The organism is Pantoea sp. SS70 (assembly GCF_029866845.1).
Taxonomy (GTDB): domain Bacteria; phylum Pseudomonadota; class Gammaproteobacteria; order Enterobacterales; family Enterobacteriaceae; genus Pantoea; species Pantoea leporis.
The window spans coordinates 3,847,308-3,862,991 of the sequence record NZ_CP117199.1; the positions used below are offsets into that span (position 1 = coordinate 3,847,308).

General features: G+C 56.3%; 12 protein-coding genes. 8 read left to right on the forward strand and 4 right to left on the reverse strand.

All coding sequences use genetic code 11. The annotated features are described in order from the left end of the window. The first annotated feature begins 20 nt into the window (after positions 1-20). The gene (mrcA, locus tag PO881_RS17820; RefSeq protein ID WP_110867624.1) at positions 21-2,561 is read left to right on the forward strand and encodes a peptidoglycan glycosyltransferase/peptidoglycan DD-transpeptidase MrcA; all 2,541 of its coding nucleotides are present in this window, start codon (positions 21-23) and stop codon (positions 2,559-2,561) included. Between the two features lie 51 nt (positions 2,562-2,612). Here the strand turns inward: mrcA and nudE are convergent, their stop codons facing one another. After that, positions 2,613-3,179, reverse strand: a complete 567-nt coding sequence (gene nudE / locus PO881_RS17825) for an ADP compounds hydrolase NudE (RefSeq protein WP_280172164.1) — start codon at positions 3,177-3,179, stop codon at positions 2,613-2,615. A 397-nt stretch (positions 3,180-3,576) separates the two neighbouring features. Here nudE and PO881_RS17830 point away from each other — a divergent pair, with 397 nt between their 5' ends. The 5 genes from PO881_RS17830 to pckA all read left to right on the forward strand — a co-directional run bounded on the left by PO881_RS17830 (position 3,577) and on the right by pckA (position 9,651). Then, positions 3,577-5,718 (forward strand): intracellular growth attenuator family protein, encoded by a 2,142-nt coding sequence (locus tag PO881_RS17830; RefSeq protein ID WP_137386663.1) that lies wholly within the window; start codon positions 3,577-3,579, stop codon positions 5,716-5,718. A gap of 53 nt (positions 5,719-5,771) precedes the next feature. Beyond that, positions 5,772-6,440 carry a GMP/IMP nucleotidase gene (gene yrfG, locus PO881_RS17835; protein ID WP_101762676.1) on the forward strand — a complete coding sequence of 223 codons (669 nt, stop codon included), beginning with the start codon at positions 5,772-5,774 and terminating at the stop codon, positions 6,438-6,440. Between the two features lie 18 nt (positions 6,441-6,458). Then, positions 6,459-6,860 carry a ribosome-associated heat shock protein Hsp15 gene (gene hslR, locus PO881_RS17840; RefSeq protein ID WP_101762677.1) on the forward strand — a complete coding sequence of 134 codons (402 nt, stop codon included), beginning with the start codon at positions 6,459-6,461 and terminating at the stop codon, positions 6,858-6,860. 24 nt (positions 6,861-6,884) lie between these two features. Continuing rightward, entirely contained in the window at positions 6,885-7,757 is an 873-nt protein-coding gene (gene hslO / locus PO881_RS17845) for an Hsp33 family molecular chaperone HslO (protein WP_277974181.1), read from the forward strand. Positions 7,758-8,031: 274 nt separating this feature from the next. Beyond that, positions 8,032-9,651: a phosphoenolpyruvate carboxykinase (ATP) gene (pckA, locus tag PO881_RS17850; RefSeq protein WP_101762679.1), complete on the forward strand. Its 1,620-nt coding sequence runs from the start codon at positions 8,032-8,034 to the stop codon at positions 9,649-9,651. 36 nt (positions 9,652-9,687) lie between these two features. Here the strand turns inward: pckA and envZ are convergent, their stop codons facing one another. Beyond that, the gene (envZ, locus tag PO881_RS17855) at positions 9,688-11,052 is read right to left on the reverse strand and encodes a two-component system sensor histidine kinase EnvZ (RefSeq protein ID WP_101762680.1); all 1,365 of its coding nucleotides are present in this window, start codon (positions 11,050-11,052) and stop codon (positions 9,688-9,690) included. Then, on the reverse strand, positions 11,049-11,768 hold the full coding sequence (gene ompR, locus PO881_RS17860) for a two-component system response regulator OmpR (RefSeq protein ID WP_001157751.1): 720 nt from the start codon (positions 11,766-11,768) through the stop codon (positions 11,049-11,051). The genes envZ and ompR overlap by 4 nt, the downstream gene beginning before the upstream one ends. Positions 11,769-12,280: 512 nt before the next feature. On the opposite strand from ompR, the gene yjbE reads away from it, so the two are divergent. Next, positions 12,281-12,523 carry an exopolysaccharide production protein YjbE gene (yjbE, locus tag PO881_RS17865; RefSeq protein WP_101762681.1) on the forward strand — a complete coding sequence of 81 codons (243 nt, stop codon included), beginning with the start codon at positions 12,281-12,283 and terminating at the stop codon, positions 12,521-12,523. 145 nt (positions 12,524-12,668) lie between these two features. Here yjbE and greB read toward each other — a convergent pair whose 3' ends face one another. After that, entirely contained in the window at positions 12,669-13,157 is a 489-nt protein-coding gene (greB, locus tag PO881_RS17870) for a transcription elongation factor GreB (RefSeq protein WP_101762682.1), read from the reverse strand. A 189-nt stretch (positions 13,158-13,346) separates the two neighbouring features. Here greB and PO881_RS17875 point away from each other — a divergent pair, with 189 nt between their 5' ends. Further along, positions 13,347-15,677 carry a Tex family protein gene (locus PO881_RS17875; protein ID WP_192237005.1) on the forward strand — a complete coding sequence of 777 codons (2,331 nt, stop codon included), beginning with the start codon at positions 13,347-13,349 and terminating at the stop codon, positions 15,675-15,677. Positions 15,678-15,684: the final 7 nt, after the last annotated feature.

Below are 15,684 nucleotides of genomic sequence, written 5' to 3' on the forward strand. Positions count from 1 at the left end.
CAACAGATGGGAATTCTCAGGTGAAGTTCGTAAAGTATTTATTGATCCTTGCAGTGTGTTGCATTTTGCTGGGAGCCGGCACGGTTTATGGTTTGTACAAATACATAGAGCCGCAGCTGCCTGATGTGAACACATTGAAAGATGTGCGCCTGCAAACTCCTATGCAGGTTTACAGCGCGGATGGCGATCTAATCGCCCAGTACGGCGAGAAGCGCCGTGTCCCGCTGACCCTACAACAGATGCCGCCTGAGTTAATCAAAGCGTTTATTGCCACCGAAGATAGCCGTTTCTACGAGCATCACGGTGTCGATCCGGTGGGGATTTTCCGTGCAGCCAGCATTGCGCTGATGTCCGGTCACGCCTCGCAGGGTGCCAGTACCATTACTCAACAGCTGGCGCGTAACTTCTTCCTCAGCCCGGAACGCACCTTGATGCGTAAGATTAAGGAAGCGTTCCTCGCGATCCGTATCGAACAGCTGCTAAGCAAAGATGAAATCCTTGAGCTCTATCTCAACAAGATTTATCTCGGCTATCGCGCGTACGGCGTAGGCGCGGCGGCGCAGGTCTACTTTGGTAAACCTATTGATCAACTGTCGCTGAGTGAAATGGCGATGATTGCTGGGTTGCCAAAAGCACCTTCGACGTTCAACCCGCTCTATTCTCATACGCGTGCGCTGGCGCGTCGTAATGTGGTGCTGGCGCGTATGCTGGATCAAAACTACATCACGCAGCAGCAATATAACGAAGCGCGTAACTCGCCGCTGACGGCCAGCTATCACGGCCCGGAAATCGCCTTCTCTGCACCTTACTTAAGTGAAATGGTGCGTCAGGAGATGGTGAAGCGTTATGGCGATAAAGCCTATGAAGATGGTTACAAGGTCTACACCACCGTCACCCGCCATCTGCAGGAAGCCGCACAGCAGGCGGTGCGTAACAATGTGATGGCGTATGACATGCGCCACGGCTATCGCGGTCCAACCAATGTGCTGTGGAAAGTGGGCGAAGCGAGCTGGGATCAAACCCGCATCCAGAATGCGCTGAAAAATCTGCCAACTTACGGACCGCTGAATGCTGCGGTGATCACCAGCGCCAGCGCCGATCACGCCACGGCGATGCTGAAAGATGGCAGCAGCGTTACGCTGAATATGGCCGGCGTACGCTGGGCGCGCGCTTACAAATCTGACACGCTGCAAGGCCCAACGCCGCGCAGCGTGACGCAGGTGCTGCAGACCGGCCAGCAGATTTGGGTGCGTAAAGTGAATGACGACTGGTGGCTCGGCCAGGTTCCGGCGGTGAACTCGGCGCTGGTGTCACTCAATCCAGAAGATGGTGCGGTTCGCGCGCTGGTCGGCGGTTTCGACTTCAACCAGAGCATGTTCAACCGCGCAACCCAGGCGCTGCGTCAGGTGGGTTCCAACATCAAACCCTTCCTGTATACCGCAGCGATGGATCGCGGTTTAACGCTGGCATCGATTCTCAACGACGTGCCGATTTCGCGCTGGGATGCCGGTGCGGGTGCTGACTGGCGTCCGAAGAACTCACCGCCAACGTATGCAGGTCCAATCCGTTTGCGTCAGGGGTTAGGCGAGTCGAAAAACGTGGTGATGGTACGTGCGATGCGTGCGATGGGCGTTGATTACGCGGCGGAATATCTGCAGCGTTTCGGCTTCCCGGCGCAGAACATCGTGCATACCGAATCGTTAGCCTTAGGCGCGGCGTCCTTTACCCCAATGCAGGTGGTACGCGGCTACGCGGTGATGGCAAACGGCGGCTTCCTGGTTGATCCGTACTTCATCGCGAAGATCGAGAATGAACAAGGCGGCGTGATCTTCGAAGAGAAACCGAAGATTGCCTGTCCGCAGTGCAACCTGCCGGTGATCTATGGCGATACCAAAAAGTCGGTCGCGTTGAATGAAGAGAGCGTCGAGAATGTCGCGACCTCCGATCAATCGCAGAACCAAACCGTGCCGCAACCGGAGCTGGAGCAAGTGCCTGCGCAGCCGGGTGGCGAGCAGCAGTATGCTCCGCACGTGATCAACACGCCGCTGTCATTCCTGATCAAGAGCGCGCTGAACACCAACATCTTCGGCGAGCCGGGCTGGATGGGAACGGGCTGGCGTGCCGGTCGTGACCTGAAGCGTAACGATATCGGCGGCAAAACCGGTACCACCAACAGCTCGAAAGATGCGTGGTTCTCTGGTTATGGTCCGGGCGTGGTGACGTCGGTGTGGATTGGTTTCGATGATTCGCGCGCGTTGGGTCGCTCCACCATGTCAGGTGCGATACCGGATCAAATCTCCGGTTACGAAGGCGGCGCGAAGAGTGCACAGCCAGCGTGGGATGACTATATGAAATCCGCGCTGGAAGGCGTGCCGGTACAGCCGCTAACACCGCCAGATGGCGTGGTCACCGTTAACATCGATCGCGGCACCGGCAAGTTGGCTAACGGCGGTAACTCGCGTCAGGAGTACTTCATCAACGGCACCCAGCCAACCGAGTATTCGGTGCATGATGTCGGCACCACCCTCATGGACAACGGCGAAAGCCACGAACTGTTCTGATCAAAAAAGCCGGCAAATGCGCCGGCTTTCTTTTTTTAATGATTATGCAATTTAGTAGCTTACACGGCCCTGCTTCACCAGCCACTCACGCACCATAAACAGCGCGCTGACGTTACGCGCTTCGCGGAAGTCGGGTTCATCCAGCAGCGCCAGCAGATTATTTAGCGGCCAGCGATGGACAATTAGCGGCTCCGGCTCATCACCTTCCAGCTTCTCTTCGTACAAACCTTCCGCCACCACGATGTTCATCTTGCTGGAGAAATATGAGGGCGCCATGGTCAGCTTGCCCAGCGCTTCCAGTTTGGTGGCACCAAATCCCGCTTCTTCTTTCAGTTCACGATCGGCGGCTTCAAAGGCGCTTTCGCCAGGATCGATTAGCCCTTTAGGAAAGCCCAGTTCATAGCTTTCCAGACCGACGGCATACTCCTGAATCAGGATCACGTCATCGCCAATAATCGGCACAATCATCACCGCTTCACGGTCGGAAGGTTTCATGCGCTCATAAACGCGGCGCGCGCCATTGCTGAAAGCGAGATCGACCGCTTCGATGGTGAACAGGCGGGAGCGGGCCACCGCTGCCACATTGAGGATGTCAGGTTTTTTCATTGGGGTTTTCATATCAGCCTCAAACTTAGCACAACCCTGTGAAACGTGATGACGCCAGCATACCGAAGCCAGAACTATTGTGCGACACGCAGCGTAAGTAAACTATGGTGACACACATTCACTTATGGCTGCTAACAACTTCTTGTTATCTATGCAGTTAAAAATTCACAATAAGTCAACGGTGTTGGGTTAAATTCAGAAAATACCGATATTTAGTTGAGTCATGTCTGGTTAACATCCCGTTAAGGAATGATCTAACAAACTATAATTAAATGATTTTGCGCGTTATTTTATCTGACTTTTCCCTTGTCAGAATGACATCTGCTCGCCAAAATTGACTTGTATTGATGGATTCACCGGGAGTAATTCGTTAACGTGAAGGCAGTTTTTTGGCTGGATTGAGCAAAGCATGAGCACTTATATTGTCATTCTGGCTGTCATGCTCGCCTGTTCCTTATTAGCAGGTATCGGCTATTGGTTCGCTATGCGGCATCGTCCGCCGTTGGCGAAACCACTGCCGTTTATCAGTCCGCCTAATCGTAAACTCACCGACGAAGAACGCGCTGCCGTTGAAAAGTACATCGCGCTACTGGTGAAACAGCAGCAACACAGCAGTGCGCGATCCGCAAAGAAGCCGCGCGAACCTCAAGCGCTGACGCTCACCGCGCAAAGCAACAATGTTTATCCTGTCACCCGCTCCATCACCCGCTATGGCCTCTCCACCGACGATCCACAGAAGTGGCGCTACTATCTCGATGAAGTCGAAGTGCATCTTCCGCCGCTTTGGGAACAGTACATAGCCGAAGAGAACCACGTAGAGCTGATCCGCACGCAAACGCTGCCGCTGGTGATTTCGCTTAACGGACATTCGCTGGTGAATTACGCGGTAGAACAACCGGCGCTGCCGCCACTGGTGCGTCCGATGTCCACTAACGCGTCGATTCGTAAAGAAGAGAGCGAGAATGTTGAGCTGCTGCAGGTACGCAAAGAGACCTCAGAAGAGTATCAGCTTTCTCGCGCCGACGGCACGCGTGAAGCGGTCGCCATCTGTTTCGCTTTCCTGCTGTTCTTCCTGAGTCTGGTGCTGCCCGGCAGCCTGATGGGCTGGATTGCGCTGCTCGGCTGCCTGATGATCGCCGTTAGCCTGTGGTTCCTCTATCGCTTCCCTGGCGCCAAAGGTTTGCGCGATGTGCATTGCCTGCGCGGTGCGCCCAAGCGCTGGGGCCTGTTTGGTGAATCCAATCAGGAGCAGAGCAACATCTCGCTGGGCATTATTGATTTAATCTATCCCGCGCACTGGCAGCCGTATGTAGCGCACGATTTAGGCCAAACCACCGACGTCGATATGTACCTCAATCGTCAGGTAGTGCGTCAGGGTCGCTTCCTGTCGCTCCAGGACGAAGTGCGTAACTTCCCGGTGCAGCGCTGGCGTAAAAATCTGGTGCTGGCGTGCGGCTCGCTGCTGGTGCTGGTCATGCTATTCACCTGGATTCCTCTCAGCATGCCGATCAAACTCAGCCTTGCGTGGGTGAAAGGCACCGAGAGCATTGAAGTGAATAGCGTGGATAAGCTGAATGCGCTGCCGCTACACATCGGCGACATTTTGAAAGTGGGCGGCACCGGCATGTGTTCGGTACCGGGCAATTATCAAAGCAATCGCAGCTACGCCTACATGCCGTTCGACTGCTCGGCGATTTACTGGAATAACGCCGCGCCGCTGCCACAGCCGCAATCGGAGATCATCGATAAAGCCTCGGCGCTGCTCGATACCACCACGCGCCAGCTGCATCCGGAAACCAATACCGATCCCAAACTCAATCCGCAGCTCGCCTCGGCGATTCAGAAATCGGGCATGATTCTGCTGGATGACTTCTCGGATTTGGTGCTGAAAACCCAGGATCTGTGCAGCCAGCAGCAGGATTGCGTACGCCTGAAAAATGCGCTGGTGAATCTCGGCAACGCCAAAGATTGGGATTCACTGATTCACCGTGCGGATTCTGGCAAGCTGAATGGCATGAACGTCCTGCTACGTCCGGTGAGTGCCGAAGCGCTGGAAAATCTGGTGAACACCGCCACCTCCAGCTTCTTCGCGCGTGAAACGCGCCGTGCGGCTGAAAACCTTAATAGTCCACCGCCGGGTGGCTTCCTGATTGTCAGTGATGAAGGTCGTCAGATGGTGATGCAGCCGCAGCCGTCGGTACCGCTGTTCGATCTTGATGCACCTTCGCAATGGCGCGAATTGCAACGCATGTCCGGCATGCTGCTGCATACGCCATTCGCCGCCAGCGGCATCATCACCAGTATTACCACCGATGCCAACGGCACACGCCATATCGCGCTGCATAACGAGCCGGATGCCATGGCGCAATGGCGCTATTTGGGTACGACGCTGTTGATGCTGGTGCTGATTGCCAGCGCGGTGATCAACGGCTTGCTGGCGCTGCGTCGTATTCATCGCAATCGCCTGCGCATGGCGGAAATTCAGCAGTATTACGATAAGTGCTTCAACCACAATCTGAACACTATGCAGAGCGTGCGCTCGCTGTTCTGAGCCCTCTCCTTCTGTGCTACCCTGTCGCCCACTTTTTTGCGGCGAGAAAGACAATGCAGGTTACGCTTAACTGGTCAGAGATTGATACCGTGCTGCTGGATATGGACGGCACCTTGCTCGATCTCGCCTTTGATCGCCACTTCTGGCTGGAACACGTTCCGGAAACCCTGAGCCGCGAACGCGCCATCACGCTGGGCGAAGCGCATCAGCTGATTGAGCAGAAATACCAGGCCGTGGTGCATACGCTAAACTGGTATTGTCTCGATTACTGGTCTCAGGAACTGGCGCTGGATATTCGCGCCATGACGTGGGAGAAGCGCCACCGCGCGGCAATGCGTGAAGATACGCTGCCGCTATTGCAGGCGCTGCGTGCCGCAGGTAAGCGCACGATTCTGTTGACCAATGCGCATCCTTACAATCTGGATGTGAAACTGGAGCAGACCGGATTAGCTGCCCACCTTGATTTATTACTTTCCACCCATACCTTTGGATATCCGAAAGAGGATCCGCGTCTCTGGCAAGCCGTTCAGCAACACACTGCGTTTGACAGCGCGCGCACGCTATTCATTGATGACAGCGAAGCGATTCTGGATGCAGCAACACGCTGGGGCATCCGCTGGTGCTTAGGCGTCAGCAATCCGGATTCCGGTCGGCCCGATCAATCTTTCCAGCGTCATCCGGCGGTACGCGATTATCGCCAATTGTGTGAGACGCTGCGTTAAAGCAGGAGCCGCAATACCATGAAAGAGAAAGTGAGCGAAGGCGTGCGCCTCGACAAATGGCTGTGGGCCGCGCGCTTCTACAAAACGCGTGCGCTGGCACGCGAAATGGTCGAAGGCGGCAAAGTGCATTACAACGGTCAGCGCAGCAAGCCGAGCAAACTGGTGGAGCTCAATGCTGAATTGACGCTGCGTCAGGGCAACGATGAGCGCACCGTGGTGATCACCGCCGTGACCGATCAGCGTCGTCCGGCCAGCGAAGCCCAGGCGCTGTATGCCGAAACCGCCGCCAGCATCGACAAGCGCGAGAAAACCGCGCTGGCACGCAAGATGAATGCCTTAACCATGCCGCACCCCGATCGCCGCCCGGATAAGAAAGAGCGCCGCGATCTGATGAAATTTAAATTGTCGGGTGATAAATAACGCGCCCCCAACGAGAGAAACACTATGTCTGCAAACGATCAACTGCACCGTTACCTGTTCGAAAACGTCGCCGTGCGCGGCGAGCTGGTCAATGTGAGCGAAACCTGGCGTGAAATCGTCGAAAATCACAACTACGTTGAGCCGGTAAAAACCTTGCTGGGCGAGCTGCTGGTAGCCACCAGCCTGCTAACGGCAACGCTGAAGTTTGACGGTGATATCACGGTGCAGTTACAGGGCGACGGTCCGCTGACGCTGGCGGTGATCAACGGTAACAACCGTCAGGAGTTGCGTGGCGTGGCGCGCGTGCAAGAAGACGCGGAGATCGCACCCGGCAGCAGCCTGAAAGAGATGGTCGGTAACGGCTATCTGGTGATCACCATTTCGCCAGAGAAAGGCGAGCGCTATCAGGGCGTGGTTGGCCTGGAAGCGGATACGCTGGCGGGTTGTCTGGAAGATTACTTCATACGTTCTGAGCAGTTGCCAACGCGCCTGTTTATCCGCACCAGCAACAAAGGCGCAGCCGGCATTCTGCTGCAGGTGCTGCCAGCGCAAGAGCCGAGCCTGGATGATTTCAATCACCTCGCCACGCTGACCGAAACCGTGAAGAGCGAAGAGCTGATTGAGCTGCCCGCCACCGACGTGCTGTGGCGCCTGTATCATCAGGAAGAAGCCACCGTGTTCGATCCGTCGCCAGTCAGCTTCAAGTGCACCTGTTCACGCGAGCGCTGCGGTGAAGTGCTGAGCACGTTGCCGGTTGAGGAAGTGGACGAAATCCTCGCAGAGGATGGCGAAATCGATATGAATTGCGACTATTGCGGATCGCATTACGTGTTCGATGCAGTGGATATTGCCGCTATTCGTAACGCGCCAACCAACAACAGCGATCACGTGCATTAATTACCTGCCGGGCGGTTCATCCGCCCGCATTCCTGCTGAACGTATCCCTATCATTTATCACGGTTATTAGCTAAATAACGCTGACTTTAGTTTCATAAGTGGCAGATTTCTCTACTTGTCACGTTCCAGCTCGCATTTCTGACTATCTTCTCTTTTCCGCCGTGCTCAGAAGAGTACACTGCGCGCGATCTGCCCTGCGTGGCTATGCAGGCAGGCGGCAGAATCACCTCATAAAAAATATGCAGTAACAGATACCGATTTAAGGAGCAGTCACATGCGCGTTAACGGCCTGACATCGCAAGACCTCGCCTCTATGGGCATCAGTGGCACCACCGAAGTGGTGTACAACCCTGATTTCGACACCCTGTTTCAGGAAGAAACTCGCCCAGAGCTGGAAGGTTATGCGCGAGGCATTCTGACGCAGAGCGGTGCTATTGCCGTGGATACCGGCATCTTCACGGGTCGCTCGCCAAAAGATAAGTACATCGTTCGGGATGACACCACGCGCGACACGCTGTGGTGGAACGATGTCGGCAACGGCAAAAATGATAACCAGCCGCTGTCACAGGAAACCTGGCAGGCGTTGAAAGATCGCTGCACCCAGCAGCTTTCCGGCAAACGCCTGTTTGTGATTGATGCGTTCTGCGGTGCCAATCCTGACACGCGCCTCAGCGTGCGCTTCGTGATGGAAGTGGCCTGGCAGGCGCACTTCGTCAAAAACATGTTTATCCGCCCGAGCGAAGCCGAACTGGCTGACTTCAAACCGGATTTCGTGGTGATGAACGCCGCGCAGTGCACCAATCCAGACTGGCAGGCGCAAGGTCTGCACTCCGAGAACTTCGTCGCCTTCAACCTGACCGAGCGCATGCAGCTGATTGGCGGCACCTGGTACGGCGGCGAGATGAAGAAAGGGCTGTTCGCCATCATGAACTACCTGCTGCCGCTGAAAGGCATCGCTTCAATGCACTGTTCGGCTAATGTCGGCAAAGCGGGCGATGTGGCGGTGTTCTTCGGCCTGTCCGGCACCGGTAAAACCACATTGTCCACCGATCCGGATCGCCAGCTGATTGGCGATGACGAACACGGCTGGGATGACGACGGCGTGTTCAACTTTGAAGGCGGCTGCTACGCCAAAACCATCAATCTGTCTGAGCAGGCGGAGCCGGAGATCTACCGGGCGATTCGCCGCAATGCGCTGCTGGAAAATGTGGTGGTGCGCGCCGATGGCAGCGTGGATTACGCCGACGGCAGCAAGACCGAGAACACCCGCGTCTCTTATCCGATCGAGCATATCGAGAACATCGTGCAGCCGGTGTCGAAAGCGGGCCATGCGAAGCGGGTGATTTTCCTTACCGCCGATGCCTTTGGCGTGCTGCCGCCGGTTTCACGCTTGACGCCGGAACAGACGCAATACCATTTCCTGTCTGGCTTTACCGCCAAACTGGCCGGCACCGAGCGCGGCGTCACGCAGCCAACGCCCACCTTCTCTGCCTGCTTTGGCGCGGCGTTCCTGACGCTGCACCCTACGCAATATTCCGACGTGCTTGTGAAGCGTATGGAAGCGGCAGGTGCGCAGGCGTATCTGGTGAATACCGGCTGGAACGGCAGCGGCAAGCGCATTTCGTTGAAAGACACGCGCGCCATCATCAATGCGATTCTGGCTGGGGAGCTGGATGAGGTTGAGACTGACACCTTGCCGGTGTTCAACCTGCAGATGCCTAAAGTTCTGCCGCAGGTGGATAGCGCGATTCTCGATCCGCGCCGCAGCTGGCCGACAGAAGCGGCCTGGCAGCAAGCCGCGCAGGATCTGGCGCAGCGCTTTATTACTAACTTTGAGAAATATACCGATAACGATGCGGGTAAAGCGCTAGTTCAGGCGGGTCCGCAGTTGTGATGTGAAAACCCGGTGGGCATAAATGCCCGCCGGGTATCACGCACTGTGATTGATACTCGCCACCGCCGTAGCGCTGCTGCCTTCCGGAATCGGCAACCAGGCACGAATCCGCAATCCGCCCCGGTCGCTGTCACCAATCTCCAGCGAGCCTTCATGCGCATCAATAATACGCTGCACAATCGCCAAACCGAGACCGGTGCCGCTGGTACTGCGCGCGCTGTCGCCGCGCACAAACGGCTGGAACAGATGCTGTAGCTGATCCGGCTTGATGCCCGGACCATCATCTTCCACCTGGAACCACGCGCGGTTCAGCTCCTTGCCGCTGCTGACCTTAATCCATCCATTGCCATAACGCGCCGCGTTGACCACCAGATTCGCCAGCGCGCGCTTGATCGACAGCGGGTTGATATCCAGCATCAAATCCTCGGACATCACCGCGTTCTCAATCTCGCGCTCGTAGCCGCTCTCTGCCGCCACCACTTCGCCCAGCACGCTGTTGAGGTCGGCACGCTCGGTCTGCATCTCCTGACCGGTACGCAGATAGTCGATGAACTGCTCGATAATCGCGTTGCACTCTTCGATATCTTTATTGATCGACTCCGCCAGATAACCATCCTGCTCGCCCATCATCTCAGTAGCGAGACGAATGCGCGTCAGCGGCGTACGCAAATCGTGGCTGACACCCGCCATTAACAAGGTACGATCGTCGGCCAACTGCTTCACACCGGCCGCCATTTGGTTAAACGCCCGCGTCACCGAACGCACTTCCGACGCGCCGTATTCACGCAGCGGCGGTGGAATGATGCCTTTACCGACCTGCAACGCCGCATGCTCCAGATCCACCAGGGGTCGGTTCTGGATGCGGATAAACAGCCAGGCGCCGCCAATCGCCAGCAGCATAATCGCCAGCGTGTAGCGGAACAGCGGTGAGAAGTCGCCCTGATGGATTTCGGTGAGCGGCACGCGCACCCAGATATCCGGCGACAGCCAGGTTTTCAGCCACACCACCGGCGAGTTTTTATTCACCTCGACACGGACATCGGTAGGACCGCCCAGCTGCTGGCCCATCTGCTCACTGAGGAATTCGTAATGTTGCGCCCAGCGCAAACCGCTCTCTTCCGCCGCCGCGTTGGTATACAACGAGATGCCCAGCTCACGATAAATTTCGCGTCGGAAGGCCGGTGGCACTTCCAACTGCGTTCCGTCTTCCAGCTGCAGCCGATCGGTCATCAACATACGCACTTCGTACGCGAGGACCTTATTGAACTGCTGCAAACTGGGAAGAATGGCGAAATTGAGCACCACCAAATAGGTTGTTACCAGGCTGACGAACAGCAAGGTAACAATCAATAACAAGGTGCGGGCAAACGAACTGCGAGGTGAGAAGCGCAATCGCCTCATGCTTTGCTGCCGTCCGGAACGAATACGTAGCCAAGACCCCAAACGGTCTGAATGTAGCGTGGATGCGCCGGATCTTCTTCCACCATGCGGCGCAGACGCGAAATCTGCACGTCGATGGAGCGTTCCATGGCGCTGTATTCACGGCCACGCGCCAGGTTCATCAGCTTATCGCGTGACAGCGGCTCACGCGGGTGGCTCACCAGCGCTTTCAGCACAGCAAACTCACCGCTGGTCAGCGGCATTGGCTCATCTTCACGGAACATCTCGCGGGTGCCGAGGTTCAGCTTGAACTTACCGAAGGCGATAACCGCTTCTTCCTGCGAAGGCGCGCCCGGCAACTCATTGGCCTGACGACGCAATACGGCACGAATACGCGCCAGCAGTTCGCGCGGGTTAAACGGTTTTGGAATGTAGTCATCCGCACCGATTTCCAGACCGACGATACGATCCACTTCTTCGCCTTTCGCGGTGACCATGATGATCGGCATAGGGTTGCTTTGACTGCGTAAACGGCGGCAGATAGACAAACCATCTTCGCCCGGCAGCATCAAGTCGAGCACCATCAAGTGGAAGGATTCGCGGGTTAACAGTCGGTCCATTTGCTCGGCGTTGGCAACGCTACGCACCTGAAAGCCCTGCTCGGTGAGATAGCGCTCCAGCAACGCACGCAAACGCATATCATCATCGACGACCAGAATTTTGTAGTTCTCTTGCATGTTCAACTCCCAAAGGCGCCATTGCCTGAGCCAATATTGTTAAAAAAAGAGGCCTCAGTGTGACAGTCATTAATGGTTTATATTCTAGCCGAAATTGTTACAAAGCATATTAAACAGCAGCTTATATTTATTTTTGACCCTGAAATGCGCTTCGCTTCGCGTTTTTTATCTGTGCTTTCAAGCCGCTTAGCGCTTATCTGAAAATTTGGCGCATTTTCTTTCTGTTACTGGTTCATGACAAAAAATCCCGCCGCCAGAGAGGCGTTCAGGGCGATTTGACTTAAGGTGATGGTGAAGAATAGGCCTGAGTTGGAGTGATGGCAGCATAAAATAGGGCATTTCTCTTGCGGAATGCGCATCTGTTTTCGGAACAATTCCCGAGCGATGAAAAACAAGGCCAGTGTTAAATTAATTCCTACAAATCAATCAGTAATCTCCTCTTTCCTCGCTTCTCTCGATCTCCGACACTGGATTCGTACCTGTTGTTATTGAGTTCATGTGGAGAGAGAAAAATGAAAAAAACGGTAATTCTGCTGGGCGCACTGGTACTGACCAGCTTCACTCAGGTTCAGGCGGCCACCAGCGCGGGCGAAGCGGCTGGCGCGCAGGCATCCACGACGGCGAAGGGTAACTCTGACGCGATCGGTGTTGGCGCGGTAGGCGCGCTGCTCGGCGTGGCGCTGGCGACCATGGGCGGCGGCGACAAAGGTGGCAGCGGTACCTCAACCACCACCGCGACCCAGGCCGGTAAATAACGCATCACGGCCGTTCCGTTAATCTCTGCCATTTAATACCGCACATGTCGTCGCGGCGCGATTAATCGCGCAATCAATTGCGCCGCGACGATGTGTGCGTTTTGCGAAATAGTGTTGAGTACTACACTAACGGCGATTACCCGTTTCAGGGCGTCTCTTTGACATAGTCGATGCTGTTGACGAACCACAGCTTCTGCCCTTCCGGCGTGTTGACCACCACTTCGTCATCCACTTCTTTCTTGATCAGCGCGCGCGCCATCGGCGAGTCGATCGAGATGTACTCTTTCATCGTCTCGCCATAAATTTCATCCGGGCCAACAATGCGGAAACGCTTCACATCGCCCTGCTCATTCTCCACTTGCACCCAGGCACCGAAAAACACTTTGCCCTCCTGCTGCGGCGCGTAATCGACGATTTTCAGATCGGCGAGGCATTTGCGCAGATAGCGCACCCGGCGATCGATCTGGCGCAGCAGACGCTTGTTGTAGGTGTAATCCGCGTTTTCCGAACGATCGCCGAGGCTGGCCGCCCATGAGACGATTTTGGTGACTTCCGGACGCTTTTCATTCCACAAATGGTCGTGTTCGGCACGCAGCTTGTTATAGCCTTCGCGGGTAATCAGTTGGGTTTTCATGACTTCAACTCGTGGTGACGGCGGTTCTTCGCAGCAAAGAGGCTAACAATAAGCGACCGATTGACCATCAGCAAGATTGCGCGCGCTGCATTCAGAAAAAGACGGATTCACGGGCCACCGGCTGGCAATTTTCGGCCTCATTCCGTATAACTGTCCGCTATTTCCAACCCTGTGTAAGCATTGTTAATGATGATGAAAGATTCACTGAGCCAGATTATCGCAGGTGAGCTGAAGGCACGCGCCGACCAGGTTGATGCTGCCGTTCGCTTACTTGATGAAGGGAACACCGTGCCGTTTATCGCACGTTATCGTAAGGAAGTGACCGGCGGACTCGACGACACCCAGCTGCGTTTGCTGGAGAGCCGTCTGAGTTACCTGCGCGAGCTGGACGATCGTCGCCAGTCGATTCTGAAATCCATCGACGAACAGGGAAAACTCACGCCTGAACTCGCCACCGCCATCAACAGCACGCTGAACAAAACCGAGCTGGAAGACCTTTACCTGCCGTACAAACAGAAGCGTCGCACGCGCGGACAGATTGCTATTGAAGCCGGTCTGGAACCGCTGGCCGATACGCTGTGGCAGGACCCATCGCAGGATCCCGAGCAGCTGGCCGCCAGCTACGTTGATGCCGACAAAGGTGTCGCCGACGTGCGCGCTGCGCTGGATGGCGCGCGCTACATCCTGATGGAGCGCTTTGCCGAAGACGCGACGCTGCTGGCGAAAGTGCGTGAATATCTGTGGAAGAACGCGCATGTGGTTTCGCGCGTGGTGGAAGGTAAAGAGGAAGAAGGCGCGAAATTCCGCGACTACTTCGATCATCACGAAGCGCTGAGCGGCGTCCCGTCGCACCGTGCGCTGGCGATGTTCCGCGGCCGCAATGAAGGCGTGCTGCAGCTGTCGCTGAATGCCGATCCGCAGTTCGACGAAGCCCCGCGTGAAAGCTATGGCGAAACGCTGATCGCCGAACACCTCAAGCTGCGCCTGAATAACGCGCCAGCGGATAGCTGGCGTAAAGCGGTGGTGAGCTGGACCTGGCGCATCAAAGTGCTGCTGCACCTCGAAACTGAATTGATGGGCACCCTTCGTGAACGCGCCGAAGATGAAGCCATCAACGTATTTGCCCGTAACCTGCACGATCTGCTGATGGCCGCGCCTGCGGGCATGCGCGCCACCATGGGCCTCGATCCAGGCTTACGTACCGGCGTGAAAGTTGCGGTGGTAGATGCCACCGGCAAGCTGGTCGCCACTGATACCATTTATCCGCACACCGGCCAGGCGGCGAAAGCGGCCACGGCTGTGGCGGCGCTGTGCGCCAAACATCAGGTTGAACTGGTGGCGATTGGTAACGGTACCGCCTCGCGCGAAACCGAGCGCTTCTTCCTCGACGTGCAGAAGCAGTTCCCGCAAATCAACGCGCAGAAAGTGATCGTCAGCGAAGCCGGTGCATCGGTCTATTCGGCCTCTGAGCTGGCGGCGCTGGAGTTCCCGGATCTCGACGTTTCCATCCGTGGCGCGGTTTCCATCGCGCGTCGCCTGCAGGACCCGCTCGCCGAGCTGGTGAAGATCGATCCGAAATCGATCGGCGTAGGCCAATATCAGCACGACGTCAGCCAAAGCCAGCTGGCGAAGAAGCTGGATGCGGTAGTGGAAGACTGCGTAAACGCCGTCGGTGTCGATCTCAACACCGCGTCTGTGGCGCTACTGACCCGCGTGGCCGGTTTAACCCGCATGATGGCGCAGAATATTGTTAGCTGGCGCGATGAAAATGGCCGCTTCCAGAATCGTCAGCAACTGCTAAAGGTGAGCCGCCTCGGGCCGAAAGCCTTTGAGCAGTGCGCGGGCTTCCTGCGCATCAACCACGGCGATAACCCGCTGGATGCCTCAACCGTGCACCCGGAAGCCTATCCGCTGGTCGAGCGCATTCTGGCCGCCACCGAGCAGGCGCTGAATGAGCTGATGGGCAATGCTGGCGGTCTGCGCGATCTGAATGCCCGCGACTTTACCGATGAGCGCTTCGGCTTGCCCACGGTCACAGACATCATCAAAGAGCTGGAAAAACCGGGCCGCGATCCACGTCCGGAGTTTAAAACCGCACAGTTTGCTGAAGGCGTGGAAACGCTCAACGATCTGCTGCCGGGCATGGTGCTGGAAGGCGCCGTCACCAACGTCACCAACTTCGGTGCTTTCGTCGATATCGGCGTGCATCAGGATGGTTTGGTGCACATCTCTTCCCTTTCCGACAAGTTCGTTGAAGATCCCCATCAGGTGGTGAAAGCCGGCGACATCGTCAAAGTGAAGGTAATGGAAGTGGATATGCAGCGTAAGCGTATTGCGCTCACCATGCGTCTGGACGAGCAGCCTGGTGAAAGCAATGCCCGCGGCAGCAACCGCAGCGCAGGCAAAGAAAACGCCCGCCCGGCGGCCAATAACAAAGGTCGCGGCAAACCTGCCAGCTCGTCTGCCGGCAACAGCGCGATGGGCGATGCGCTCGCCGCGGCATTCGGTAAAAAACGCTAAGTTCCTG

Excerpts from the sequence above, each read along its gene's own strand:
- nudE (WP_280172164.1), bottom strand. The coding sequence starts at position 3,179 with ATGAAAACCCCAATGAAAAAACCTGACATCCTCAATGTGGCAGCGGTG.
- PO881_RS17830 (WP_137386663.1), top strand. The coding sequence starts at position 3,577 with ATGAGCACTTATATTGTCATTCTGGCTGTCATGCTCGCCTGTTCCTTA.
- yrfG (WP_101762676.1), top strand. The coding sequence starts at position 5,772 with ATGCAGGTTACGCTTAACTGGTCAGAGATTGATACCGTGCTGCTGGAT.
- hslR (WP_101762677.1), top strand. The coding sequence starts at position 6,459 with ATGAAAGAGAAAGTGAGCGAAGGCGTGCGCCTCGACAAATGGCTGTGG.
- hslO (WP_277974181.1), top strand. The coding sequence starts at position 6,885 with ATGTCTGCAAACGATCAACTGCACCGTTACCTGTTCGAAAACGTCGCC.
- pckA (WP_101762679.1), top strand. The coding sequence starts at position 8,032 with ATGCGCGTTAACGGCCTGACATCGCAAGACCTCGCCTCTATGGGCATC.
- envZ (WP_101762680.1), bottom strand. The coding sequence starts at position 11,052 with ATGAGGCGATTGCGCTTCTCACCTCGCAGTTCGTTTGCCCGCACCTTG.
- ompR (WP_001157751.1), bottom strand. The coding sequence starts at position 11,768 with ATGCAAGAGAACTACAAAATTCTGGTCGTCGATGATGATATGCGTTTG.
- yjbE (WP_101762681.1), top strand. The coding sequence starts at position 12,281 with ATGAAAAAAACGGTAATTCTGCTGGGCGCACTGGTACTGACCAGCTTC.
- greB (WP_101762682.1), bottom strand. The coding sequence starts at position 13,157 with ATGAAAACCCAACTGATTACCCGCGAAGGCTATAACAAGCTGCGTGCC.
- PO881_RS17875 (WP_192237005.1), top strand. The coding sequence starts at position 13,347 with ATGATGAAAGATTCACTGAGCCAGATTATCGCAGGTGAGCTGAAGGCA.